Here is a 25004-nt window from a genome sequence, read left to right on the forward strand (position 1 = left end):
CTTCGCCCTGCGGCTCCGGGACCGTGTTCCTACGGTGGCTGAATGATCGTCACGCCAGCTGTCCGTCTCGCCGCCGCCGGTGCCGCGGCGCTGCTGCTCGCGCTCCCGGTCCCGGCGGCCTCGGCCGCCTCCCTCGCGGAGCCGACCCCGCCCGCGCGGCACTTCGTCGATCCGGCCCGGCTCGCCCGCTCCGGCACGCAGGTGCAGCGGCTGGGAGGCGCTCCCGCCGTGCCCTCCGTCTCGGCGCTGTCCTGGGTCGTGGCCGACGCGGCCACGGGCGAGGTGCTCGCGGCGCGCAACGCGCACAAGCCGCTGCCGCCCGCCAGCACGCTGAAGACGCTGTTCGCGCTGACGGCGCTGCCCCACCACGAAGCGGGCGAACGCCATACGGTGGCCGACGCCGAACTGGAGGGCATCGGCGAGGGCAGCAGCCTCGTCGGGGTGAAGGAGGGCTACACGTACCAGGTTTCGGACCTGTGGAAGGGGGTCTTCCTCAGTTCCGGGAACGACGCGGTGCACGTGCTCGCGGCGATGAACGGCGGCTGGGAGTCGACGACCCGGCAGATGCAGGAGAAGGCCCGCTCGCTCGGGGCCCTCGACACCCACGTGGTCTCGCCGGACGGCTACGACGCGCCGGGCCAGGTCTCCTCCGCGTACGACCTGGCGGTCTTCGGGCGGGCCGGGCTGCAGGACCCGGACTTCGTCCGCTACTGCTCCACCCCGTACGCCGACTTCCCGGCCGGCTCGTGGTCGTACGGCATCGCCAACACCAACCGGCTGCTCACCGGCGCGGACGGGGTCGAGCGCTATCCCGGGCTCATCGGGGTGAAGAACGGCTACACGAGCAACGCGGGGAACACCCTGATCGCGGCGGCCCGGCGGGGCGGCAGGACGCTGGTGGTCTCGGTGATGAAACCGCAGGGGGGCGGTGGTCTCGCGGTGTACGAGGAGGCGCGGGAGCTGCTCGACTGGGGCTTCGAGGCCTCGGGGCGGGTCCAGGCGGTCGGATCGCTGCTGCCCCGTAAGGCTCTGGGGAAGGCGCCCGAGACGGAGCGGGCGAGGGCCGTGGGGAAGATTCAGGGCGCGGAGGAGGCGCGGGGCACGGCACGGACGGACAGCCCCGCGCGGGCGGACAGCCAGGGACGGACGGAGGGCCCGGTGCGGGCGCAGGCCGGTCCTGAGCCCCGTCCCGTCGCGGGGGCGGTCACGGCGGCGAAACCGCGCGAGAAGGCCGCGCCTTCGGGCACGACGGCCGGGCTGCCGCTCGCCCTCGTCGGCGCGGCGCTCGGCGCGGCACTCTCCCTGTGGCTCTGGCGCCGCTTCGGCGCCGGAGGGAACTGAACGCCGGGCGTGGGTCCGCCCCGCCGGGCGTGGGTCCGCCCCGCCCGGCATCGTTCGGCGGGTGCCGTACCGTCGCGCGCCTAGTCTGCCCGGGCACCGCGCGGGAGACGCCCCGCGGGCCTCGGGAGGAGTGACATGCGGACGAGCACCTACGCGGCGGAGGTCGCCCGGCGGTTCCGGGAGGTCAACGGCGACCATCCGATGACGGTGGCCGACGACGCCTATGTCAGCGCCCAGTTCACCCCGCTGGAGCGGCTGTGCGCCGAGTCGGGGCGGGACGTGGCGGAGGCACGGCGGCAGATGCTGGACGGGCTGCTGCCGCTGCCGGGGTATCTGCGCTCGGACGGGGCGGAGATGGTGCCACGCGATCTCTTCGACCTGGCGGCTCGGGCGGGCGGGCCCGAGCGGCTCCGCGCCTGGTTCGTGGCGCACTGGGCGGATCCGGCCGAGGGCGCGGCGGAGTGGGAGGCGTATGTGAGCGGCCGGTACGTCTGTCTGCACCGGGTCGCTCCCGACACGATCCGGCGGAAGGAAGAGCTGACGGCGGCGATCAGCGACGCCGTGCGCTCGCCGCGGCCCGGATCACCGCTGTGGGCGGCCGCGCTGCACACGCTGGTCGACGAGTTGGACGCGCTGGAACCGGAGTTCGCGCCCTACGACCGGCTGCGCTTCGGCGGTCCGACCTCACGGGACACCTGGGTCGACGCCGTACGGGCCCGATTCCCCCGCCCGGCGGAGCCGTCGCCGGCCGCGCCGAACAGGACCCCGGTCGGCGACGGCCGCGGGGGCGCGCTCAGCTGAGCCCGCCGTGGTCGGGGCGTGGCCGTTCGTCGCCGACGAGATGACGGCGGGACCAGCGCAGCACCAGGCGCAGCAGGCAGACCAGAGTCAGCACCCACGCCAGGGCGAAGGCCCAGATGAGGACCGGGGACTCGGTGACGACGGCGATCACGAAGAGGGCGATCGCCACGGGGCCGAGGAGGAAGGTCGTGGCCCGGAGGAGCCGCCCGGTCCGAGGCGGCCGGGCGACGTTCCGGGAGGCCCGCCACCGGCTCGGGAACCGGGGACGGCGGCCGCTGGTCAAGGTACGCGCGAAGACGGGGTCCTCGCCCAGTTCGTGCTCGATCTCCGCGAGGATGCGCCGCTCGCGCGGCGAGAGCTGTGCCCCGTCCATTTCCGGAACCTCCCGCCCGTGCCCGTGGGCCCCAGCGGCCCGGCCCGTCGCGCTACTCGGCGGGTACCCCGCCGCCGCGCGTCGAACCGCACACCTTCAGTGTGGACTCCCGCAGCGGCTCCGTCTCGGCGACGTACCGCTCGGCGGCCCCGACCGCCTCGCGAGCGGTGCGCTTCCCCATGAGCACGCACAGGGTGTACGCGGTGTCCTCGAACCGCCTGCGGGCCGACAGGTCGTACGGCCTGGCCAGGACCAGCCGTTCCTGGCTGCGGTAGCACCGCAGCAGGCGGTCGATCGTGTTGCGGTCGGGGAGCAGCATCAGGTCCTCCTGGTACGGCCGTGGGCCCCCCGGCACCACCATCGTCGGGGCACAGGCCCACCTGCGCGACCCGCAGCGCCACGCTCCGTGACCGCCCCGGCCTTCCCCGGCGTGCGGCGGGCTCCCCGATGACCGAAGGTCGAGGTATGAACCCCAGCGAGCGGCTGCGCGTGGTCATCACCGGCGCCACGGGAAACGTGGGCACGAGCCTGATGCGTGCCCTGGAGCGGGAGCCCCGGGTGGCCTCGGTGCTCGGCCTGTCCCGGCGCAGACCGGGGCTGACCCTGTCGAAGACCGAGTGGGCGGAGGTGGACCTCTCGCTGGAGGGGGACGAGCCGCGGCTCGCGCAGTACGTGGCGGACGCCGACGCGGTGGTGCACCTGGCCTGGCGCTTCCAGCCGACGCACGACCCGGCGACGACCTGGCAGACCAATGTGCTGGGTTCGCTGCGGGTCTTCGACGCGGTGGCCGCGGCCCGCGTCCCGGTGCTGGTGCACGCCTCGTCCGTCGGCGCCTACTCCCCCGGGCCGGGCAACGGGGCGCCGGTGTCGGAGTCCTGGCCGACGCACGGCTGGCCCGGCGCCGCGTACACGCGGGAGAAGGCCTATCTGGAACGGGTCCTGGACACCTTCGAGCGCGACCATCCGCAGACGCGGGTGGTGCGGCTGCGGCCCTCGTTCCTGTTCAAGGAGGAGTCGGCGAGCGAGCAGCGGCGGATCTTCGCGGGTCGCTGGTTCCCGGGGCAGCTGTTCCGGCCCGAACTGCTTCCGCTGCTGCCGGACCTGTCCGGCCTGCGCTTCCAGGCCCTGCACACCGACGACGCGGCCGACGCCTACCGGCTGACACTGCTGCACGACGTCCGGGGCGCGTTCAACGTGGCGGCCGATCCCGTCGTCGACGCGGCCACGCTGGCCTCGCTGTTGGACGCGCGGCCGGTGAAGGTGCCGACCTCGGCGGTCCGCGGCGCGCTCTCGGCGGCCTGGCGGATGCGGCTGGTGCCCGCCTCGCCCGACCTGTTCGACGCGGTCCTCCGGCTGCCGGTGATGTCGACGGAGCGGGCGCGGCGCGAGCTGGACTGGGCGCCGTCCAGGACCTCGGTGGAGGCCCTGGAGGCGTTCCTGCGCGGGGTCAGGGCGGGCAGCGGCGACGCCACGGAGCCGATGGCCGGACGCCGCTTCGGCTAGGTCCTGTCGGCCGCCCTGGTCCGACGGGGGCCCCTGGCCGGTCCGGCAGGCCTTGGGCGGGCGGGGGCCCGGGCTGTCCGGGCAGTCCTTGGGCGGCCGGGCGCCGTTCAGCCGCGCGCAGCGGCCCAGTCGACGATCCGCATGGCGGCGCCGGCCGCCTCGCGGCCCCGGCAGTGGGCGCGGTGCCGGTCGAGCAGGGCGTCGATGTCGAGGTGGCGGCCGAAGGCGGGGTGCGCGGCGAGCCGGGCGGCGTAGGCCCACAGGGCCGGGTGGGGGGCGACGCGTTCCATGGCGGCGGCGTCGAGGTGCCAGCGGTGGACGGTGTCCAGCTGGACGAGGGTGACCCAGACGGTCACGTCGGCCGCGGTGAGCGCCTCGCCGAGGACGTACGGGTGGCGGGCCAGGCGCCGCTCCAGGGAGCCGAGCGCGGCGAACAGCACGGTGAGCGGGTCGTGGTGGGCGGCGGTGTCGTCGAGGCCGAGCTCCCCGGCGCGCTGGGCGGCGGCGTTGACGCTGCGCTCGCACAGGTCGGCGACGGCGCGGATCTCGTCCTGCCGGTCCTCGGGGAGGAGTTCGGGCCCGTCGCCACGGAAACGGAGCGCCAGGTCGCGCAGGATGTCGGGCACGTGCGTGGACACGATGCGGCCGGTCCAGCCGTCGCTGAGCACGGGCGCGGCGGCCGGTCCCCGGTACAGGTGGGCGCTGGCCTCGTACAGGGGCCGCAGCACGGCGTATCCGCCGTCGGAGGTGTCGGCGAGCGCGGGCAGGACGGTCAGCGGCAGCGTGTCGGCGAGTCCCAGGAGGCCATGGGTCACGGCGACGCCCAGACAGCCGGGGTCGGCCGGGGCCAGGTGGAGCCGGTAGCGGTGGGGCACGGCGTAGTGGCCGCTGTGCACGTCGCTGCCGATGCGGCCCCGGAAGGCGGGGGCGGCGGCGGCGGGGACGACGGAGGGTACGACGGACATGGTTCTCCCTGGGTGCTCGGTGCTGGGTCGCGGGGGCGGCGCGCCGGCGTCGGCGCGCGCCCGGAGGCAGCAGAGATACGGGTAGGAGGACGTGCGGGGACGGCGGGCGTACGCGGAGCGAGGAGGTGTACGCCGCAGCGGGCGTACGGGAGACGGGCTGCGAGCCACACCGCGCGGTACGGGTGACGGACGCGGACGCGGCGGCGAGCCGGGCGGCGCGTGGCGGCCTGCCGACAGGGCCTAGGCCGCGCTGCAGACCCGGAGCAGGTCGATGTGGCGGCGGGAGGTGAGCGGCAGGGTGCGCGGCAGCCGGGCGGCGTGGGCCCTGTCCGGTGCGGCGGCGGCTCTCATGATTCCCTACCTGTTCGCTCGGTTTTCCCGTCCACGAGTGTGGAAGTGCCGCCGCCCCTCGTCAAGGGTGCGGACGTGGCGGATAGGCATAATGCGCGTATGCGCATTTCAGCCAGGGCGGACTACGCGGTGCGGGCCGCCCTCCAGCTCGCCGCGGCCCGGGAGGCCGGGCCGGTGAAGGCCGAGGTCATCGCCGAGCACCAGGGGATCTCGCACAAGTTCCTCGAAGGCATCCTGGGCGACATGCGCAAGGGTGGTCTGGTGCAGAGCCAGCGCGGCGGCAACGGCGGCTACTGGCTGGCGAAGCCGGCCGAGGACATCTCCGTCGCGGACGTGATCCGCTGCGTCGAGGGGCCGCTCGTCTCGGTCCGCGGGGTGCGGCCGCCCGAGCTGTCGTACACCGGGCCGGCCGAGTCGCTGCTCACCCTGTGGGTCGCGCTGCGGGCGAACGTGCGCCAGGTCCTCGACGGGGTGTCGCTGGCCCAGCTGGCCACGGCGAAGCTGCCGCCGGAGATCGTCGCACTGGCGGAGGACCCGGAGGCCTGGACCAACCCCTGACGGTCCGACGACGGCCGGGCGCCGGTCCGGACCCGGCGCCTCGATCTCATCTCACGAGATCCCACGGTCCGGGATGTGGACGCCTGTTGGGCTCCGCGCGACCCCTCTGCCACTATCCCTACTATTCCACTGGGAATACTAGGGAGCATGTGAGGTGCCGTGAAGACGCCGAAGAAGTCAGCGATACGCACCGCCTCCGCAGCGGCCCACCGCCCGGCCGACGACGAGATCTGGCCCCGCGTCACCCGGGAGGTCGCCGACGATCTCGCCGTCGACGCGCTGCTCAGGGACCGGGCCGGGAAGGCGCCGTACGACGAGGTCGCCCGGCTCCAGGAGGCCGGGCTGCCCGCCCTGCTGACCGCGCCCGGGCCCGGCGGGCACGGCGCCGACTGGCGCGCCGCGTGCGGAGTGATCCGGGAGATCGCCGCCGCCGACGGCTCGATCGGCGAACTCCTCGCCCATCACTGCGTGCTGTCCTGGACCTCGCGCTTCCTCGGCCCGGCGGCCGGACCGCTCGACCTCGCCGGGCGGGCCGCCGAGGAGCGGTGGCTGCTGGCCGGAGCGGTCGAGCCGCCCCGCGCGGAGCCCGGGCCCGCGGGGCTCACGCTCACCCCGGCCGGCGGCGGCGCCTACGTCCTCGACGGGCGCCGGGCCTTCGCGTCCGGCGTCACGGTCGCCGACCGGCTGGTCGTCGGGGCCCGCTGTACGGAGACGGGCGACCTGCTGCTGGTCCTCGTGGACCCGGCGCATCCGGCGGTCCTCGCCGCCCCGGGCGCCGAACGCGTGGGCCAGCGCCTGGCGGGCGCGGGCACGGTCACGTTCGACCGGGTGACGGTCGAGGCCGGCCAGGTCCTCGGCGCGCTCCCCCACGACGAGCACGCCGTCGCCCCGTACTCGACGCTGGCACCGCTCGCCCTGCGGCTGCTCCTGGTCCACGTCGGCCTGGGGATCGCCGAGGGCGCGCTCGCCGAGGCACGGGACTTCAGCCGAGCCGCCCAGGCGTCGCCGCCGCCCGCCGTCGACAGCGCCCCGGTCGGGGACGACCCCTATCTGCTGCTCGCCTACGGGGAGTTGGCGACCTCCGCGCACACCGCCGCGGCCGTGGTGGAACGGGCGACGGACGCCCTGGCGCTCGGGCTGCTCGCCGAGCGGGCCCTCGACCACGAGGAGCGGGCGGACATCGCCGTCCTGGTCGCGGCGGCCGAGACCGTGGCCAACCGGGCGGCGGTCGACATCACCACCCGCATCCTCCAGCTCGTGGACCCGGCGACGGCCGCCGACCCGCACGGCGCGGGTTCGGGCTTCGACCGCTTCTGGCGCAACGTCCGGGCCCTGACCGCCCCGGTGTCCCCGGACCACCGGCTGCGGGACATCGGCGACCACTACCTGCACGGCACCCACGCCCGGCTCACCCTCCTGGCGTAACCGGGCCCCGCGGCCCCGCCGCCGCGAACGGGAGCCCGGACACGTCCGATTCGGGTCGGACGGCACGCCGGGTCGGGACGTCCGGCCCTCACCCGGGACGGTCCACGGGGCCACGCTGGAGGAGCGGTTCCGCCGTCCGGCGGGGCCGAGGCCCGGCCCTGGGAGGCAGTCTGATGCATCGTGAAATCGTCGCGGGAGTGGACGGTTCGCCGGAGGGCCTGGCCGCGGCGGACTGGGCGGCCCGCGAGGCGCTGCACCGCCGGCTCCCGCTGCGACTGGTGCACGCCTGGCGCTGGGAACCCCTCGACCTGCCGCTGCTCCAGGACCCGACGGCGCAGCAGCAGGCCGCCCGGGAGGTGCTGCGCGAGGCGGAGGCGGCGGTCGCGCAACGGTACCCGCGGCTCGCCCTGAGCGCCGAGGTCGTCGCCGACACGCCGGTGGCCGGACTCCTGGGCACGACGGAGCGGGCCGAGCTGCTCGTCATCGGCTCGCGCGGCCACGGAGCCGTGGCGGGCTTCCTGCTCGGCTCGTACGGGCAGCAGATCGTCGCGGGCGCCGAGGTGCCGGTGGTCGCGGTCCGCTCGCGGGACGGCGAGGCGGCCGAACCGCCGGCCGGGGACGTCCTGGTGGGACAGCACGGCACTCCCGAGGACAGCGCGGCCGCGCTGCGCTTCGCCTTCGAGACGGCCGCCGCCCGCGGGACGGCGGTCCGCGCGGTACGGGCCTGGAGCCTGCCGCCGCTCCTCGCGTACAGCCCGGCCTCGCTGCGGCTCGCCGACGAGGCCGGCGGGCTCGTCCCGTACGAGGAGAAGGCGCTGCGCGAGGCCCTGGCGCCGTGGCGGGAACGCCACCCGGACGTGCCGGTGACCGAGCACGTCGAGCTGGGCAGCGCCGGGCAGGTGCTGCTCTCGCGGTCCGGGGCGGCGCAGCTGCTCGTGGTGGGGCGGCGCGCCCGTCGTGGGGCGTTCGGGCCGCGCATCGGTTCGGTGGCGCACGCGGCGCTGCACCTCGCGCCGTGCCCGGTGGCGGTGGTGCCGCAGGAGGTTGACGCTCGACGTTGACGGGGAGTGTCGCGTTCTCCCCGACCGGAAAGTCATACGGCCGTCTCTTCCCACCGCCGTCCCGGTGACGCTCCCCGTGCCGGGCGGGCCGGTGGCCCGGTAGCGAGAGCGGAGCTCCATGCAGCACGACGCGTACGAGGCAGCCCTCCCCCAGGAACGCCGTGAGCGGCCCCGGCCCGGGGCCCGCGGCGGCCGGCACCGGCGGGGGACGGCCCGGCGGGGGCCGTCCCTCCGTACGGCGGTGATCGCCGCGGGCACCGCCGCGGCGGCCCTGGCGGTGGCGACCGGGCTGTACGCGGCGGCACCGGGCGCCCCTTCCGACGCGGGCGCGCGATCGGCCCCGCCGCCCCTGGGACGGGTCGACCCGGTCGCCGCCGCCCGGCCCGCGTCGCTCCCCGAGCAGGCCGCCGGGGCCGCCGCGCAGTACGTGCAGCAGGTGGTGTCGCTCGCCAACGCCGAGCGGAGGAAGGCCGGTTGCGCTCCCCTGCGGTCCGACGCCCGGCTCAGGGCGGCGGCGCAGGGGCACGCCGACGACATGGCGGCCCGGGTCTCCTACGCCCATGTCGGCAGGGACGGGCGGGACGCGGGCGACCGGATCAGCGCCGCCGGCTACCGCTGGTCGTCCTGGGGCGAGAACATCCACCGCGGGCCGGACTCGCCCGCCCAGGCGGTGGAGGACTGGATGAACAGCTCGGGCCACCGCAAGAACATCCTCAACTGCGCGTTCGAGGACATCGGCGTCGGCGTGAACCTCACGCCCAACGGCCCGTGGTGGGTCCAGGACTTCGCCACCAGCCGCTGAGCCAGGCGGGACTTTACGGACACGCCCAGGGCGTGCCGGGGCGTCGCGAGCCTGGCGGGCCAGGACACGCCCTAGGACGGGCTCGGGGTGGCCAGCTCCTGCACCCAGACCGTGCCGTCGGGGCCGGACACGGCGGCGACGCCGGTGTCCCGGTACCGGCAGTCGAGCATGTTGGCCCGGTGCGGCGCGTCGGCCATCCAGTCGGCCACGACGGAGGCCGGGTCGGACTGCCCGCGGGCGAGGTTCTCGGCCCAGGCGCTCCAGGAGTAGCCGCCCGCCGTCATCCGGGTGCCGGGATCGGTTCCGTCGGCGCCGGTGTGGCCGTACGAGCGCCGGTCCACCATGTCGTGGCCGTACGCGCGGGCCACGGCGGCGAGGTCCGGGTCGGCGCGCAGCGGGCCGCAGCCGGCCTCGGCCCGGTGCCGGTTCACCAGGCGGGTCACCCGTTCCTCGGGGCTCGGCTCGGGGGCCCGGGTCCGGGTCGGCGTCGGGGTCGCAGTGGGTGACGGCGTCGGAGGGGGTGTGGTGGGGCTGCCGGCGGTGGGCGTCCCTCCGGTCGGCGTGACGGCCACCGGCGTGCGTACCTCGGCCTGGGCGTCGCGGTCTCCGGGCAGCAGCAGGATCACCCCGCCGAGCACGGCGACGGCGGCGGCCCCGGCACCCCAGACCCGCCATCCGGACACGTGCCCCCCGCCCACGACCGGGCCGGGGCCGCCGGCCGCGGCGGGGCCGGGGTCACCGCCCACGACCGGGCCAGGTCCACCGCCCACGACCGGGCCGGAGCCGCCGGCCGCGGCGGGCGACGGGTCCACCGGGGCGAGTGCCGCGTCCTGCCCCGTCCACGCGACCGTGGCCGGCGCGATGTCCCCGCCGTGTCCCGCCCAGGCGAGCAGCGGGGGCACCAGACCCAGCCCGACGAGGAGGCCCTCGGCGGGGGCGAGGCCGACGCGGGTGGGAGCGCAGTGGCGGCAGGTGTCGAGGTGGCGGGCGAGGCGCTTGCGCCAGAGCGGCGACGGGCTGCCGTCCCAGGTGGCGGTGGTCACGGCCAGGTCCGGGCAGGGCGGGACGGCGGCGAGGGCGCGGACGACGGCGCGGCCGGTCTCCAGGCGGCCCTTCATGCGCTGGACGCGCACGGCGGCGTGCCGGGGCGGGATGTCGAGGGCGGCGGCGAGTTCCGCGCGGCTCAGTTCGCCCGCGGCCTCCAGCCACCACAGGGAGAGGACCTCGCGGTCGTCCTCGTCGAGCCAGCGGGTGGCCTCGGCGACCTCGCGGCGCTGGCCGGTGAGGCCGAGCCGCAGGATGGCGAGCTCGGTGAAGTCGCCCGCGGGGTCGGCGAGCTCGGCGGCCCGGTCGAGGCCGGGCTGCGGCGCCTGCCGGCGTTCCCGCCAGCGGTGCCGGATCCGGTTCATGGCGATGGCGACCAGCCAGGACCGGAACCGCGCGGGGTCGCGCAGCGCGGGCAGACCGTGCAGGGCGCGGACCATCGTCTCCTGGACGAGGTCGTCCACGTCGGCGTGACCGTCGAGGGCGCGGCCGACGATGTTGTAGACGAGCGGGAGAAAGGCCCGTACGAGTTCGTCCCCGGCGCGTGCGTCACCGGCCCGTGCCGCCTCGACCAGCGCGGCGGTACGGAGCTCCTCGTTCTGCATGTTCTCTGCTTCCCTCGGGTGCTGTCCTGGGTTCGACCGGGAGACCCTCGGGAGCAGGGGGGACAACACTTTTCTCGGCGCGGCTACCCGGAGAGGTGCGGCAGGACGGGCACGGTCGCCCCGCCTCCTCCACGTACGGCCGCGACGACCGCGTCGTGCAGATCGCGGCTGTCCTCCTCCGATCCGCAGGGAACCGGACTGCCCGACATGGTGAACCAGTCGGATGCGCCGCTGTACTGCACGGCCACTCGCGCCTCACCGTCGATGTACGTGGTGTGCACGGTCAGATCGCCCGTGAGCACACCCACCTCGTCGGTGAGCACCCCGCCCCGCCCGGTGTAGACACCGGCGGTCGTCCATGATGCCCAGCTCATCCATCCAGATTCACACCGGGACGGCGGATGCGCCACCGACGCGACCGCCCCGGCCGGACGGGTGTCCGGCCGGGGCGGTGCGGCGTCGTTCCGCGATCAGGCGAGGGTGGTGAGGGCCTCGTTGAAGGTGGCGGAGGGGCGCATCACGGCCGCGGCCTTGGCCGGGTCGGGCTGGTAGTAGCCGCCGATCTCTGCCGGGGAGCCCTGGACGGCGATCAGCTCGTCGACGATCTTCTGCTCGTTGGCGGAGAGCGTCTCGGCGAGCGGGGCGAAGGCCTTGGCCAGCTCCGCGTCCTCGGTCTGCCGGGCCAGCTCCTGGGCCCAGTAGAGGGCCAGGTAGAAGTGGCTGCCGCGGTTGTCGATACCACCGACGCGACGGGTCGGCGACTTGTCCTCGTTGAGGAAGGTGCCGGTGGCGCGGTCGAGGGTGTCGGCGAGGACCTGGGCGCGGGCGTTGCCCGTGGTGGTGGCCAGGTGCTCGAAGGAGGCGGCCAGCGCGAAGAACTCGCCGAGCGAGTCCCAGCGCAGGTAGTTCTCCTTGACGAGCTGCTGGACGTGCTTCGGGGCGGAGCCGCCGGCGCCGGTCTCGAAGAGGCCGCCGCCCGCCATCAGCGGGACGACCGAGAGCATCTTGGCGCTGGTGCCCAGCTCCAGGATCGGGAAGAGGTCGGTCAGGTAGTCACGCAGCACGTTGCCGGTGACCGAGATGGTGTCCTCGCCGCGGCGGATGCGCTCCAGGGAGAACTTGGTGGCCTCGACCGGGGACAGGATCTTGATCTCCAGGCCCTCGGTGTCGTGCTCCGGCAGGTACGTCTTGACCTTGGCGATCAGCTGCGCGTCGTGGGCGCGGTCCTCGTCCAGCCAGAAGACGGCCGGGGCGCCGGTGGCACGGGCGCGGGTGACGGCCAGCTTGACCCAGTCCTGGATCGGCAGGTCCTTGGTCTGGCAGGCGCGGAAGATGTCGCCCTCGGCGACCTCCTGCTCCAGGACCACGTTGCCGGCGGTGTCGACGAGGCGGACGGTGCCGGCCGCGGCGATCTCGAAGGTCTTGTCGTGGGAGCCGTACTCCTCGGCCTTCTGCGCCATGAGGCCGACGTTCGGGACGGAGCCCATGGTCGCCGGGTCGAAGGCGCCGTGCGCACGGCAGTCGTCGATCACGGCCTGGTAGACGCCGGAGTAGGAGCTGTCCGGGAGGACGGCGAGGGTGTCGGCCTCCTGGCCGTCCGGGCCCCACATGTGGCCGGAGGTGCGGATCATGGCCGGCATCGAGGCGTCGACGATGACGTCGGACGGCACGTGCAGGTTGGTGATGCCCTTGTCGGAGTCGACCATGGCGAGGGCCGGGCCCTCGGCGAGCTCGGCGTCGAAGGAGGCCTTGATCTCCTCGCCCAGGCCGTGCGGAAGGGACTCCAGGCCCTTGAGGACGGTGCCGAGGCCGTCGTTGGCGGACAGGCCGGCGCCGGCCAGGACCTCGCCGTACTTGGCGAAGGTCTGCGGGAAGAAGGCGCGCACGACGTGGCCGAAGACGATCGGGTCGGAGACCTTCATCATGGTGGCCTTGAGGTGCACGGAGAACAGCACGCCCTCGGCCTTGGCGCGGGCGACCTGCTCCGAGAGGAAGGTGCGCAGGGCCGCGACGCGCATGACGGAGGCGTCGACGACCTCGCCGGCGAGGACCGGGACGGACTCCCGGAGCACGGTGGTGGTGCCGTCGGCGGCGACGTGCTCGATGCGCAGGGAGCCGGCCTCGGAGACGACGGCGGACTTCTCGGTGGAGCGGAAGTCGTTCTCGCCCATGGTGGCCACGTTGGTCTTGGACTCGGCGGTCCAGGCGCCCATGCGGTGCGGGTGGGTCTTGGCGTAGTTCTTGACGGCGCCGGGGGCGCGGCGGTCGGAGTTGCCCTCGCGCAGGACCGGGTTGACGGCCGAGCCCTTGACCTTGTCGTAGCGGGCGCGGATGTCGCGCTCCTCGTCGGTGCGCGGGTCGTCCGGGTAGTCCGGAAGCGCGTAGCCCTGGGCCTGAAGCTCGGCGATCGCGGCCTTGAGCTGCGGGATCGAGGCCGAGATGTTCGGCAGCTTGATGATGTTGGCCTCGGGCGTCTTGGCCAGCTCGCCGAGCTCGGCGAGGGCGTCGGCGATGCGCTGCCCCTCTTCCAGACGCTCGGGGAAGCTGGCGATGATGCGCCCGGCCAGGGAGATGTCACGCGTCTCGACGTTGATGCCGGCGGTCGAGGCGTAGGCCTGGATCACGGGCAGGAACGAGTACGTCGCCAGGGCGGGCGCCTCGTCAGTGTGCGTGTAGATGATGGTCGAGTCAGTCACCGGGTGTGCTCCGCTCCACGTCTGCGTCTGCGTCTGCAAGATTGCTCGACATCAAGATATCTCGTGATCGGGCTCCTCGGGAAAGGGGTCCTCGGGAACGGGTGGCGTGATCCGGTACGGGACGGGCCCCGGGTCGAGGTCGACGTGGCGGAGCAGCCCGAGCAGGGCGAGCACCGAGGCGGCTCCGGTACCGGCGGCGAAGGCCTGGCCGCAGCGGTGGGCGATCCGGGGCAGGGCGGCGGGGACGGGACCGGCGCCGGGCAGACAGTCGGCGAGGAGGTAGCCGCCGGCGGCCAGGCCGCCGACCGCGAGGACGGCGAGCGGGAACAGGACGAGCAGACGTTTGTGGGGCAGGCCGCGCCGGGGCGCGGGCCGGACCTTGCCCTTGCGGGCGAGGAGGGCGACGAGCGCGGCGAAGGCCGCGAGCACGAGCAGGTCGGCGGCGATCACGTCGCCGGGGCGCTGGCGACCCGAGGCGATCCCGTACGCGCCGAGGGCGACGGCCGCGAGGGCGCCGAGCCCGACGGCGATGCCGCGCAGCCGGTGCGGGACGACGAGGAGGAGGCCGAAGGCGCTGCCGGCGGCGAGCACGGCGGCGGCGCTGGGGAAGCCGCTCGGGACGGCGGCGCCCGAGGCGTCCACGAAGCGCGGGCCCGGGGCGTACCGCTGGAGGAGCTCCGCGGCGACCAGGGCCACGGCCACGGTGCCGAGCGCGGCACCGGTGAGCGCGTACCGCCTGCGCAGCACGCCGACGACGGCGAGCACCAGGACCATGCCGCCGAGGGCGAGGGTGCTCAGCCCCTGGAGCGAGGGGTGGTCGCGCAGGAAACGGGCGACGGCCGGATCGGCGAGCCGTCCGGCGGTGACGGCGTCCCCCCAGCGTCGGCCGGTCGCGGTGAGCACGAGCCCGGCGTAGGCGACGGTGAGCAGGAGGACGGCGGCGAGGCAGGCGCGCCGCATGCGTATGCGGACACGGGCGCTGAACGATCCGGCGGCCTCACCGGCGACGGCGGCGTACCACCATGTGTCACCGGCGGCGATGCTCGGCGGGGAGCTGCCGGTACGGGGCCTGTCGAAGGGTGCCATGCCTCGATTCGACCCCGTGGCGGGCCCGGGCGCCTGCTGGAGACGCCCGAACGGCAGGGGCGGGCGATGGCCGGGCTCGGCATACCCCGGGAACATGAGCGGCGAAGAAGATCGCGACGACCCGGAAGTCCCGGGCGGTCGGGGTCATGGCGCGGCAACTGGAGTGCAGCAGCGCGGAGGCGGTGACGGTCGCCACGGCGAGCTGGAAAGGCACCCTTCGGCGACCCTGGGCGGGCCCTGGGCGCGGGTTCAGGCGCGAGCTCGGTGAGCGGGAGCCGCGCCGCACCCTCCCCTGCCGCCGGCGCGCGCGTGTGCCCCTCGGGTTCGACGGGGGCGACGCGGCCGACGGGGGGACGGGGGCGACGCGGATGAGAGGAGTGTCACCGTCGGAATAAAAGGGATCATCTGGATCTATCACCCCCATTCGGCGTACCGTCGTGGAATGCCCCGTTCGAGGGATGGGCCGTCGTTGCCCCCTCACGGGTGTCCTCTGACTCCTCACCGCCCTGGGAGGGTGTGTGCGCCGCTCCACGACCGACCACGCCGCCGCGGGCCCGAACGGGCGCCGCGGTCACATACGCAAGGCGGCGATCGCGACCGGTGCGGTCGCGGCCGTCGCGGGCGGACTCTACGTGGCAGGGCTCGTCGCCACCGGCGACGACATCTCCGACGGCACGCGCGTCAACGGCGTCGACATCGGCGGCCTGAGCCGCGCCGAGGCCGCCGCCCGGCTCACCTCCGCCGCCCCCGCCTCCTGGAAGGACCCGGTGCGCGTCACGATCGGTGACGCGACCGCCACGGTCGACCCCGCGGCGGCGGGGCTCACGGTCGACGTGCCCGCCACGGTGGACCGGGCGGCCGACCCGTCCCGCGACCCGCTCACGGTGATCGGCCGGCTGTTCTCGTCCGACGAGCGGGACATCGCTCCGGTGGTGTCCTTCGACGACGCCAAGGCACGCGCGGCGGTCGCCGCGCAGGCGAAGCAGTACGACCGTACGGTCCGCGAGGGCTCCGTGGCCTTCAAGAACGGCAAGCCGGTCGTGACCCGGCCGGTCGACGGCCAGACGCTGGACGAGACGAAGGCCGTCGACACGCTGCGCGCGGCGTACCCCGGCGCCGGCGGTGCGGCCCCCGTGGTGCTGCCGGTCTCCGTGACGCACCCGCAGGTGCGGGCGGCGGAGGTCGACCGCTTCGTGAAGGAGTTCGCGACGCCGGCCATGTCCGGTCCGGTCACCCTGACCTCGGGCGACAAGCGGCTCGCGATCCCCGCGGTGACCCTCGGCGACCACCTGAACGTGACGGCCGCCGCCGGCCGGCTCACCCCCTCCCTCGACGCCCGCACCCTGATTCACGACCCTGCGGTGTCCGGTCCGCTCGACTCGCTCAGCGGCGCCCCCGTCGAGGCGAGCCTCGGCGTCCGGGACGGCAAGGTCGTCGTGGAGCGCGACGGGCGTCCGGGCCGCGAGGTGTCGGCCGCCGCCCTGGGCCGGGCGGTGGAGCCGCTGCTCACCAAGGAAGGCGCGGCGGCCCGTACCGCGCCGGTGGCCACGAAGGTGACCCAGCCGCAGCTGACGGCGAAGAGCCTGGCGGAGCTGGGGATCACCGAGCAGATGTCGACCTTCACGGTGCACTTCCCGAAGGCCCCCTACCGCACGACCAACATCGGCCGGGCCGTCGAGCTGATCAACGGCTCCGTGGTCCAGCCGGGCGCGGTGTGGAGCTTCAACCGCACGGTCGGCGAGCGCACCGAGGCCAACGGCTTCGTCGACGGCACGATGATCATGGACGGGCAGTACCAGAAGGCCCCGGGCGGCGGCGTCTCGGCGGTCGCCACCACCGTGTACAACGCGCTCTTCTTCGCGGGCGTCAAGCCGATCGAGCACGGCGCCCACTCCTTCTACATCGAGCGCTACCCGGCCGGCCGGGAGGCGACCGTGGCCTGGGGCACGCTGGACCTGCGCTTCCGCAACGACTCGGGCCACCCGATCTACATCAAGGCGAGCTCGACGGACTCGTCGGTGACGGTGAGCTTCCTCGGCACGAAGAAGTACGACTCGGTCGAGGCGGTCGCGGGCCCGCGCACGAACATCGTGCCGCCGAAGGAGCGCAAGGACACGAGCGACAAGTGCGAGGTCCAGGACCCGCTGGAGGGCTTCGACATCAAGGTCGACCGGGTCTTCAAGAACAACGGCGTCGAGGTGAAGCGCGAGACGTTCAGCACGCACTACACGCCGCGGGACAAGGTGACGTGCGTGAAGCAGGACCAGCCGCAGCAGCCGGACGCGAGCAAGAACGGCGACGAGGCCCCGGCGGCTCGATAGCCGGGCGACTGCCGACGGCCGGACGAGGAAGGGCCCCTCTCCTTCGAGAGGGGCCCTTCCTCGTCCGGCGTCGTGGACGGCAGCCGCGGACGGCGGTCGATCAGACGTCGGCCCGCACCGGATCGGCGGCCGACGAGGCGGCCCGGTCGCCGTCGGCGAGGTCGCGGTGCCGGGTCTCGCGGGCGCAGGCCACGGCGACGACGGTGAGGAGCGCGGCGGCGATCACGTAGAGGGCGATCGGGGTCGAGCTGTCGTAGTCGGCGAGGAGCGCGGTGGCGATGAGCGGCGCGGGGGCGCCGGCGGCGACCGAGGAGAACTGGGCGCCGATGGAGGCGCCGGAGTAGCGCATCCGGGTCGCGAACATCTCGGAGAAGAAAGCGGCCTGGGGGGCGTACATCGCGCCGTGCAGCACGAGTCCGACGGTGACGGCGAGGAGCAGGCTGCCGAAGGACCCCTGGTCGATGAGCGCGAAGAAGGGGAACATCCAGAGCCCCACGCCGACGGCCCCGACGAGATAGACGGGCCGCCGGCCGAGCCGGTCGGACAGGGCGCCCCAGAGGGGGATGACGGCGAAGTGGACGGCGGAGCCGATGAGGACGGCGTTGAGGGCGGTCTGCTTGGAGAGGCCGACCTGGGTGGTGGCGTAGACGAGGATGAAGGCCGTGATGACGTAGTACGAGATGTTCTCGGCCATGCGGGCACCCATCGCGACGAGCACGTCGCGCCAGTGGTCCCGGAGCACGGCGACCAGCGGCATCCTCTCGGCCTGGGCGGCGGCGGCCTTGCGCTCCTCGGCGGCGGCGAGCGCGGCCTTGAAGACAGGCGACTCGTCCACGGACAGCCGGATCCAGAGCCCGACCATCACGAGGACGCCGGACAGCAGGAACGGGATCCGCCAGCCCCAGGACCCGAACGCGGACTCGGAGAGCAGCGCGGTCAGCGCCGACAGCACACCGGTGGCGAGCAACTGCCCGGCGGGCGCCCCGGTCTGCGGCCAGGAGGCCCAGAACCCACGCCGCTCGGCGTCCCCGTGCTCGGACACGAGCAGCACGGCCCCGCCCCACTCGCCACCGAGCGCGAACCCCTGCACCAGCCGCAGCGCGGTCAGCAGCAGCGGCGCGGCGGACCCGACGGTGGCGTGGGTCGGCAGCAGCCCGATGGCGAAGGTCGCCCCACCCATCAGCAACAGGCTGAGCACCAGCAGCTTCTTCCGCCCGAGCCGGTCACCGTAGTGCCCGAAGACCAGCGCGCCCAGCGGGCGCGCGGCGAACCCGACGGCGTACGTCAGGAAGGAGAGCAGGGTCCCGACCAGCGGGTCCGACTCGGGGAAGAACAGCTTGTTGAACACCAGCGCGGCGGCCGAGCCGTAGAGGAAGAAGTCGTACCACTCGATGGTGGTGCCGATGAGACTGGCGGCGACGATGCGCTTGAGGGAGCCGGGGGGCGTGGGAGCGTGTGTTGCGGCGGCCATGTGCACCACTTCCGAGCGGGTGACGGGGACGTGTTCGTGTCGCCACACCGTAGGAAAGCGCAGGTCAGCCGCGTATGTGGTGGGACACCATAGTTCGGGGCCCGGGCATGCGCCCGGTCACCATGTCGGGCCGGGCAGGACCCGGCAGGGTCCGCCTAGCGCCCCCTCCACGGCGGTGTCCCGATTACGCATCCCGCCCCGTCTCGACACCCCGGCGCTGACGCCCGTGCTGGTTCGATGGTGCCCGGAAAGCCCATGTCAGCATGCTCTTCCCTCCCGTGCCGGCTCGTGCGAGAGACTGGCCACCAGCACCACACCGGCCCTCGACCGCTTCCCACAGCTGTCCAAGGAGGCCGGCCACGCAGCCGGCGCCGAGCCGCCTCACCCCTTGCCGCTGTCGAACGTCCTCGCCGCCAGGCGGTGCGCCTGCCGTACGAGCGCGCCGAAGACCAGGAACACCAGCAGCGCGGCGCGGCTCAGGGTCCGTCCATGGAACTCCTCATCCATGACGAACAACCAGACGCCCACGGCGATCGGCATGAGCAGGGACAGCACGGTCCACAGGAGGTTGAGGAAGCCCCAGCCGAACTGGGCCATGTCGGCGTGGGTGGGGTTTCCTCGCGGGGCCAGCCCCCGGAACCCGGCCGCCGCCGTCAGCGCGAGCCCTGCGCTCAGTCCGGCGATCATCGCGAAGGCGACGCGGAACGGACCGCCCCACAGGACGCACACCACGACCAGGGCGGCGAATCCCGCCCCCAGGCCCGCGTAGACCCGGGCCACCGCTTGCCAGCCCTTCGCGTCGAAGTGCCCCATGCGGTCCCCTCCCCCTCGACCCCGGTGCCACGCTACGGCTCCCCGAGCCGGCTGACCAGCGCCCGCGGCGCAGCCACGGTGCGACGACGCCCATCGCTGACCGCCGTGTCTCGGTCGGGTACGTCGGCGTGCACATGGACGCCGCTTCCCACCCGGTGAGCGAGGTCGGAGGCATGCCGGACGCCCTCACAGCCCCGCGTCGGCCTGCCGACGGTGGCAGTCCCAGGCACGCTCCGCCACGCCCGTGCCGAGGAGAACGTCGGCGGCCGTGCACGCGAGTGCTTCCGCCGCGCTCAGCATCACGACGCGGGCGCGGGGCCCGCCGGCCGCCGCCGCGAAGCGGGGCGTGTGATCGGAGCCGTCCGGTCCGTCCGCGCCCATGATGGCGACGAACGGGTGGACGGCCGGGACCCGTGTGCTCACGTTGCCGATGTCCGAGGAGCCCAGGTAGATCCCGGGCGTCGGGTCGCCGAGCCTGATGCCGGTGCGCGCGAGGTGGCCGGCGAACAGGTCCGACAGCACATCGTTGTCCCGGAAGTGCTCGTAGCGGCCGCCGACGTCCGTCACCTCCGCCCTGGTGCCGGTGGCGAGCGCGACGCCCTCGGCGCACGAGCGCACCTGGCCCTCCAGGTCCTTCAGCGCGGTGGTGGTCGCGCCGCGTAGCCCGAAGAGGCCCTCCGCGTAGGCCGGGACGATGTTTGTCGCGTCGCCGCCCTCCGAGACGATGCCCTGGACATGGGAGCCGAGCGGCAGCCGCCGGGTCAGGACGCCAAGGGTGTTGAAGAGCTGGATCAACGCGCCGAGGGCGTCGATGCCCTGGGTCGGGTTGCCCGTCGGGTGGGCGGCCCGCCCGTGGAACCCGATCCGCACCTGCGCGCTGGCGGTCAGGGGCGCCCGGGCCCAGTCGTACACGCCCGGATGGAACATGAGGGCCGCGTCGACTCCGTCGAATACGCCCGCGTCCACCATGGCGACCTTGCCGCCGCCGCGCTCCTCGGCGGGCGTTCCCACGGCCAGCACGGTGCCGACGGTCTCACCCAGCGCGGCCCGTACGGCGAGCGCCGCGCCGAGACCCGCGGACGCGATCAGGTTGTGCCCGCAGGCGTGCCCGAGCCCCGGCAACGCGTCGTACTCCATCAGCAGGGCCACGCAGGGCCTGGGCCGTTCACCGGCCCGCTCCCCGAGGTGGCGGCCCGCCCCGGCCTCGGCGACGAAGGCGGTCGGCATGCCGGCCACCCCCGTCCGTACGTGAAAGCCCCCACGCGCCAGTTCCCCGCTGAGGAGCCCGGCCGCCCGGTGCTCCTCGTAGGCGGTCTCGGGCTCGCCGTGCAGCGCGAGGGCCACCTCCCACAAGCGGTCTGCGCGAGCGTCCACCTGCCGGCGGATCCGGGCGTAGTGGGACTCCAGGGACGGTGACACATGGGCCTCCTCGGATCCGGGCCGGCCTTCTCTGACTCCCCGCGTCTTCCACCCCGAGCGCGTCCGACACCCACGGGCGCCGGCCGTGGACACCCACGGGCCGACCGTGCCGCGTCCACGTCGTCGTGGGTCAGTCCCCGTCCGCCATGGGGACCGGCGGCCCAGGCGAAGCACCAGCCCCGACGGACGTGCCGGATGGCCCGTGGGATTCTGTCGGGATGGATACGTTCACGACCCGGCTGGACAGCGCGTGGGAGTGGTGGTCGGCCGCCATCGAGGAAGCGCAGGAGGGGCGCTGGGTTCGTGATGCCGTGGAGCGGCAGGTGGTGGCGGACATCATGGACGCGACCAATGCCCTGCACGGCGGTCGACTGGCTCCGTTCACCGAGGACTCGTGGCACGTACGTGTCGGGCGGATCGCCAATTGGGCTGGAGTACTCCGGCTTGCCGCCCGAGCAGGGGGGTGGGAACTCCAACCTGTCGCCGGGCGGAGTCCGAAGCGCCCGGCAGGTATGGCCGAGCTGCTGTCCGCCATCTACGCGATCGGCGAGCAGGGGGAGAAGTGGATGACACAGCTTCTTCGAGAGCGTCAGGTACCGCCAGAGAAGGAGATCGCCCAGGCGGAGGGCTTCCTGACCGGGCCAGGGTCCATGGAGGATCTTGAGCTGTTCTTCTACGACAGCTGATACGCATCCCGCTCGGTGAGCATCACGCCCGGAGAGAACGGCGGCGAATCGGAGTGCGGCCTGGTACGCGACGACGACGGTGACCACGGCACGGCCGGTGGCACCGCCCCTGGCGACGACCCTGCCGTTGGCACGGATCCCGACGCGAGAGACGCCCTCCGCCTTCCCTTCCAAACGAGGCTGAACGTACCGTCGGCCTAGGTCGTAACGGTCGAAGGTCCGCAGCCGCTCGACGCACCACCGACTCTGATATGTCCCCCCGGGCTACGGCCCGTTGAGCATCCAGCCGCACATCTCTGAGTACGCGTACTCACGGCACGGCAGCTTCAGACGGAGAGAGTGGTGCCAGACCAAGCGAAATGGAGAGCGCCGTGCACACGCCCCGAAGCCTGAACCGATCCGCCACTGCCTTGCGTCCCGGAAAGGGCCGCCGTCTCGTAGGCGCTGCTGTCGCGAGCGTGGCCGCGGTCGTGGCCCTCACCGGGTGCGCCGGCTTCGAGTACCAGGAAGACATCTGCAGCAGCGGGGAGTACCCCGTCCTGGCCGTGGGAGGCACCGGATCCGCTTGCGTCTCGGACAAGCAGGAGCCCCCCGCCGGTTTCGTGCGATACCCGGAGGGCAAGGTGCCGCAGCAGGTCGGCGACAAGTGGGACGTGTACTGGGACACCCACACGATCGACAAGAACGGCAAGATCATCGACGCCCCGGACGCGGGCTGACCCGCGAGGCGGATCCGACCGGCTACCTCTCGGTGGAGGCGGCTTCAGACATGGGGCGGAAGGGCCGGACCCTCCTCGGATGCTTGTCCCGTCTCATACCGCCACGGACACGGTCGGGAGCGCCGCCTCCCCGTCTCGCGGAGGACGGTGGAGGGGCTGGGGCATGGCCCTTCGCGCATGGTGGGACGTCCGGCGTTCCCGGCGGGCGGGGCACGCACCAGCCGCTTGTGGTCCCGCTTGGGCCGCACGCCGCTGAACCCGGTGCGGCCCCGTTCCCGCGCGCGTCCTTCCGGGTCGCGTCCGTTTCCGCCGAAGCGCTTTGGGATCCCAGCTCCTGCCCGAGTGAGGCTCAGGCACGATCGAGCCGTGCCTACCCCTCCTGATCTCTCAGCTCTGTACCCAGATGTCGCAGCCTTCGGAAGCCTCGCTGCCGCGTTTCGGGCCGAGGCGGAGGGCTGCCTCGACGCCGCCCCGGTCACACCCTCGGATTCCGATCCACTGCTCCATCCGACCGCCGCCAGCACCCTGCCGACCGCGAGCCGCTGAAGATCAGCGCGTGGTCCCACGCACGTCGGTGGTCGATTCACGGCACGGAGCCCTTCCAGGGCCTGACACTCCTCGACGGCAGGACAGAGGATCTGACCGAGGTCGCCATAGCTGCCGGGCATGGCACGACGGGATAGCCCTGGATGACATTCGCCGGGCGGTCCCTTTCGTCCACCTGACCAGCAGGGTCGAGATGCCGGACCACCATCCCGCGCTTCTTACGGAGTCCGAGTGGCAGAGCGTGCGCCAGGAAGCGGCTGAACTGGAGTACGCCTGGAAGGAGCCGTACCAAGCCCTGATCGAGGCGGCATACGCCGAGCCGGCACTGCGTGCCCTCCACCCGTTCACCAGCCACTGGGCGCCCGGCACGTACGGCCTGGGCCGCGCTCCCTCCACCGTTGCGGATCCAGCACCAGGGTCAGCCGTCCTCCACCACTCCGACAGGCCGGCGGCAGAGTGCCCACCACACACCCCGAGTACGTCAGCAAACCGAGCACGATCATCCGTACGTGACCAGGCACGTTCACGTGTGCGCCGACACCCGTTGGCCACGAGGACTTCGGCCGGCATCAGGAGCTCGCCCGTACCGTCTCCGCCCTTTCCATTCTCCGGAGCGGTCACCATCCGATGCCGCCGACATGCCGCTCGTTCTCGCCCCGGGACACCCCGACGAACACTTCACCGCCCTGCTCCACCGCCTCCCCTGAGGTGTCGGATCGATCTCCGGGAGGGCCTCGCGGACCACCTCACAAAGCTGACGGACAACGCCCGAAGTGGTCTGCGCACGGTCTCCGGAACAGAGGCGCGTCCGCGAGTGATAGACAGCCGACCTCACCCCACCGGCGCGCGGAGACGTGCGGGATGCGGTTCCTTCACGTGCGATGGACGGGTGAGGATTCGAAGTCGAAGGCCGGCGCGGCGGACTGTCCGAGGTCGCCAGATTCGGAACGCTCGTGAGAGTCGTACCGGCGGCCGGGCCGGTCCGTGGGGGCTCGTCCTTGCCAGCCTGCCCGGGCTGACGGCGCTGATCGCGCTGCTCTTCACCTGGATGTCCGTCGTACAGACGCGTGAAGAGCTGCGGATCAATGAGCAGGGCCAGATCACCGACCGGTTCAACGCGGCAATCGCGCACCTGGGGTCGGCATCACGGGACGTTCGGTTCGGAGGGATCTACGCTCTGGAGCGCATCATGCAGGACTCCGCCCGTGATCAGCCGCGTGTCATCTCGGTGCTCTCCGCGTATGTGCGCACGCACGCCACCGCGCCCCGGCCGAACGGCACACCCGCCGCGGCGGAGGACGTGCAGGCCGTCGCGCGGGTCCTCGCCAGCCGCCCGCGAGGCCAGGACGGCGCGGCGAAGGTCGACTGGACCGGCGCGGACCTGCGGGCTCTGGAGTTGATCCGCGAGGATGCCTCGGCCGACCGCCTTCTCCTGCACCAGGCGAAGCTCACGCGGACGGACCTGCGGAAGGCGAACCTCGCGGGCGTGGATCTCACCGCTGCCTCCGGTGTCGGAACGAAGCTCGCCGACGCCCACCTCTCCGATGTCGCCCTGGATCGAGCGAGGCTCCCGAACGCCGACCTGACCCGCACGCGCCTTGAGCGCACCACGAGCATGGTCGGCACCTACCTCGGCGGCGCCACTCTCATCGAGGCGGCCCTCAGCGGTGTGGACCTACACGGCGCGGACCTTCGCAACGCCGACCTGACCGAGGCGGATGTGACCGCTGCGAATCTCACCGGCGCCGTTCTCGCGGGCGCCGACCTGTCGTCCGCCGGCCTGTACGGCGCCGACCTGCCGCAGGCGAACCTCACGGAGGCCCGCCTGTCCGGCGCCAGCCTGTGGAAGGCCGACCTGCGCGGTGTGGCCGCATCTCGGGCCGACTTCAGCGGCGCGGATCTGGCGGCCGCCGACATGACCGGCGCCAACCTCAGTGGCGCGGACCTCAGCGGCGCGAACTGCTTCGAGGCCAAGCTGGCCGGCGCGAATCTGACGAACGCCGACCTGTCGAAAGCAACCCTCCTCTCCGTCGACCTGACCGGAGCGAACCTCACCGGCGCGAAACTTGACGGCGCAATCGGCGTGCCGTGAGGCGGGCGGTGAACTGCTCCCGAAGCACCACGACCGCCTCGAGGCCGTTCTGTACGAGGGCACGAGGCCACGTATCCACGTCATCTACGACCGACCCGCCGCCACAGTCGACCGCCTCAGCCAGGCGCCCGCAAACCGTTCGGCCCCGTCCCCAAGGCAGCCCGCTCCGGGCCGCGTCGCGTCGTCCAGGACGGCGGCGCCCACGCGGCCAGGCAGTGCTCATGACCTACGCGGAAGCGCCGTACGGGTCACCGCCACGGCGGCCGGAAAGACCGAAGTCCGCTGATCGCACCGGGATGCCTACGGGCCCGGGAGTTCAACCATGA

21 protein-coding genes and 1 pseudogene are annotated in these 25004 nt (G+C 73.6%); 12 read left to right on the forward strand and 10 right to left on the reverse strand.

Going from position 1 to position 25004, the window contains the following annotated elements:
• The first annotated feature begins 42 nt into the window (after nt 1–42).
• A complete protein-coding gene (locus ACIGXE_RS33450) occupies nt 43–1341 on the forward strand; it encodes a D-alanyl-D-alanine carboxypeptidase family protein (RefSeq protein ID WP_399753456.1) in 1299 nt (432 codons plus the stop codon).
• A 135-nt stretch (nt 1342–1476) separates the two neighbouring features.
• On the forward strand, nt 1477–2142 hold the full coding sequence (locus ACIGXE_RS33455; protein ID WP_399753458.1) for a DUF6058 family natural product biosynthesis protein: 666 nt from the start codon (nt 1477–1479) through the stop codon (nt 2140–2142).
• Here the strand turns inward: ACIGXE_RS33455 and ACIGXE_RS33460 are convergent.
• The gene (locus tag ACIGXE_RS33460; protein WP_399753460.1) at nt 2135–2515 is read right to left on the reverse strand and encodes a DUF3040 domain-containing protein; all 381 of its coding nucleotides are present in this window, start codon (nt 2513–2515) and stop codon (nt 2135–2137) included. The genes ACIGXE_RS33455 and ACIGXE_RS33460 overlap by 8 nt on opposite strands.
• A gap of 52 nt (nt 2516–2567) precedes the next feature.
• Entirely contained in the window at nt 2568–2834 is a 267-nt protein-coding gene (locus ACIGXE_RS33465) for a DUF5133 domain-containing protein (RefSeq protein WP_399753462.1), read from the reverse strand.
• 146 nt (nt 2835–2980) lie between these two features.
• Between ACIGXE_RS33465 and ACIGXE_RS33470 the strand changes: the two genes are divergently transcribed.
• Nucleotides 2981–4018: an NAD-dependent epimerase/dehydratase family protein gene (locus ACIGXE_RS33470; RefSeq protein WP_399753464.1), complete on the forward strand. Its 1038-nt coding sequence runs from the start codon at nt 2981–2983 to the stop codon at nt 4016–4018.
• Between the two features lie 107 nt (nt 4019–4125).
• Here the strand turns inward: ACIGXE_RS33470 and ACIGXE_RS33475 are convergent, their stop codons facing one another.
• A complete protein-coding gene (locus tag ACIGXE_RS33475; protein ID WP_399753466.1) occupies nt 4126–4983 on the reverse strand; it encodes a glutathione S-transferase C-terminal domain-containing protein in 858 nt (285 codons plus the stop codon).
• Between the two features lie 450 nt (nt 4984–5433).
• Here ACIGXE_RS33475 and ACIGXE_RS33480 point away from each other — a divergent pair, with 450 nt between their 5' ends.
• From ACIGXE_RS33480 to ACIGXE_RS33495, 4 genes are all read left to right on the forward strand, one after another.
• A complete protein-coding gene (locus ACIGXE_RS33480) occupies nt 5434–5892 on the forward strand; it encodes an RrF2 family transcriptional regulator (RefSeq protein ID WP_399753468.1) in 459 nt (152 codons plus the stop codon).
• A gap of 159 nt (nt 5893–6051) precedes the next feature.
• Nucleotides 6052–7317: an acyl-CoA dehydrogenase family protein gene (locus tag ACIGXE_RS33485; RefSeq protein WP_399753470.1), complete on the forward strand. Its 1266-nt coding sequence runs from the start codon at nt 6052–6054 to the stop codon at nt 7315–7317.
• Between the two features lie 173 nt (nt 7318–7490).
• On the forward strand, nt 7491–8378 hold the full coding sequence (locus ACIGXE_RS33490; RefSeq protein ID WP_399753472.1) for a universal stress protein: 888 nt from the start codon (nt 7491–7493) through the stop codon (nt 8376–8378).
• 118 nt (nt 8379–8496) lie between these two features.
• Nucleotides 8497–9180 carry a CAP domain-containing protein gene (locus ACIGXE_RS33495; protein WP_399753474.1) on the forward strand — a complete coding sequence of 228 codons (684 nt, stop codon included), beginning with the start codon at nt 8497–8499 and terminating at the stop codon, nt 9178–9180.
• Nucleotides 9181–9251: 71 nt separating this feature from the next.
• On the opposite strand, the gene ACIGXE_RS33500 is transcribed toward ACIGXE_RS33495, so the two are convergent.
• From ACIGXE_RS33500 to ACIGXE_RS33515, 4 genes are all read right to left on the reverse strand, one after another.
• A complete protein-coding gene (locus tag ACIGXE_RS33500) occupies nt 9252–10829 on the reverse strand; it encodes a sigma-70 family RNA polymerase sigma factor (protein ID WP_399753476.1) in 1578 nt (525 codons plus the stop codon).
• An 83-nt stretch (nt 10830–10912) separates the two neighbouring features.
• Complete coding sequence (locus ACIGXE_RS33505; RefSeq protein WP_399753478.1) at nt 10913–11203, reverse strand: hypothetical protein; 291 nt, start codon at nt 11201–11203, stop codon at nt 10913–10915.
• Between the two features lie 96 nt (nt 11204–11299).
• The gene (locus tag ACIGXE_RS33510) at nt 11300–13525 is read right to left on the reverse strand and encodes an NADP-dependent isocitrate dehydrogenase (protein ID WP_399753480.1); all 2226 of its coding nucleotides are present in this window, start codon (nt 13523–13525) and stop codon (nt 11300–11302) included.
• Nucleotides 13526–13576: 51 nt separating this feature from the next.
• Nucleotides 13577–14611, reverse strand: a complete 1035-nt coding sequence (locus ACIGXE_RS33515; protein WP_399753483.1) for a phosphoesterase — start codon at nt 14609–14611, stop codon at nt 13577–13579.
• 518 nt (nt 14612–15129) lie between these two features.
• Between ACIGXE_RS33515 and ACIGXE_RS33520 the strand changes: the two genes are divergently transcribed.
• The gene (locus ACIGXE_RS33520; protein ID WP_399753485.1) at nt 15130–16932 is read left to right on the forward strand and encodes a VanW family protein; all 1803 of its coding nucleotides are present in this window, start codon (nt 15130–15132) and stop codon (nt 16930–16932) included.
• Between the two features lie 100 nt (nt 16933–17032).
• Here ACIGXE_RS33520 and ACIGXE_RS33525 read toward each other — a convergent pair whose 3' ends face one another.
• From ACIGXE_RS33525 to ACIGXE_RS33535, 3 genes are all read right to left on the reverse strand, one after another.
• The gene (locus ACIGXE_RS33525) at nt 17033–18403 is read right to left on the reverse strand and encodes an MFS transporter (protein WP_399753487.1); all 1371 of its coding nucleotides are present in this window, start codon (nt 18401–18403) and stop codon (nt 17033–17035) included.
• Between the two features lie 381 nt (nt 18404–18784).
• Complete coding sequence (locus ACIGXE_RS33530; RefSeq protein WP_399753489.1) at nt 18785–19216, reverse strand: hypothetical protein; 432 nt, start codon at nt 19214–19216, stop codon at nt 18785–18787.
• Nucleotides 19217–19402: 186 nt separating this feature from the next.
• Entirely contained in the window at nt 19403–20635 is a 1233-nt protein-coding gene (locus ACIGXE_RS33535) for an amidohydrolase (protein ID WP_399753491.1), read from the reverse strand.
• Between the two features lie 218 nt (nt 20636–20853).
• On the opposite strand from ACIGXE_RS33535, the gene ACIGXE_RS33540 reads away from it, so the two are divergent.
• From ACIGXE_RS33540 to ACIGXE_RS33555, 4 genes and pseudogenes are all read left to right on the forward strand, one after another.
• On the forward strand, nt 20854–21321 hold the full coding sequence (locus ACIGXE_RS33540; RefSeq protein WP_399753493.1) for a hypothetical protein: 468 nt from the start codon (nt 20854–20856) through the stop codon (nt 21319–21321).
• A 359-nt stretch (nt 21322–21680) separates the two neighbouring features.
• Entirely contained in the window at nt 21681–22040 is a 360-nt protein-coding gene (locus tag ACIGXE_RS33545; RefSeq protein ID WP_399753495.1) for an SCO0607 family lipoprotein, read from the forward strand.
• Nucleotides 22041–22779: 739 nt separating this feature from the next.
• Nucleotides 22780–22887, forward strand: a pseudogene (locus tag ACIGXE_RS33550) (hypothetical protein); the annotation flags it as partial.
• Nucleotides 22888–23634: 747 nt separating this feature from the next.
• Nucleotides 23635–24678 carry a pentapeptide repeat-containing protein gene (locus ACIGXE_RS33555; RefSeq protein ID WP_399753521.1) on the forward strand — a complete coding sequence of 348 codons (1044 nt, stop codon included), beginning with the start codon at nt 23635–23637 and terminating at the stop codon, nt 24676–24678.
• Nucleotides 24679–25004 lie beyond the last annotated feature (326 nt).

Origin of the sequence: Streptomyces sp. NPDC053431 (assembly GCF_044544925.1) — a bacterium.
In the GTDB taxonomy this organism is placed as follows: Bacteria; Actinomycetota; Actinomycetes; order Streptomycetales; family Streptomycetaceae; genus Streptomyces.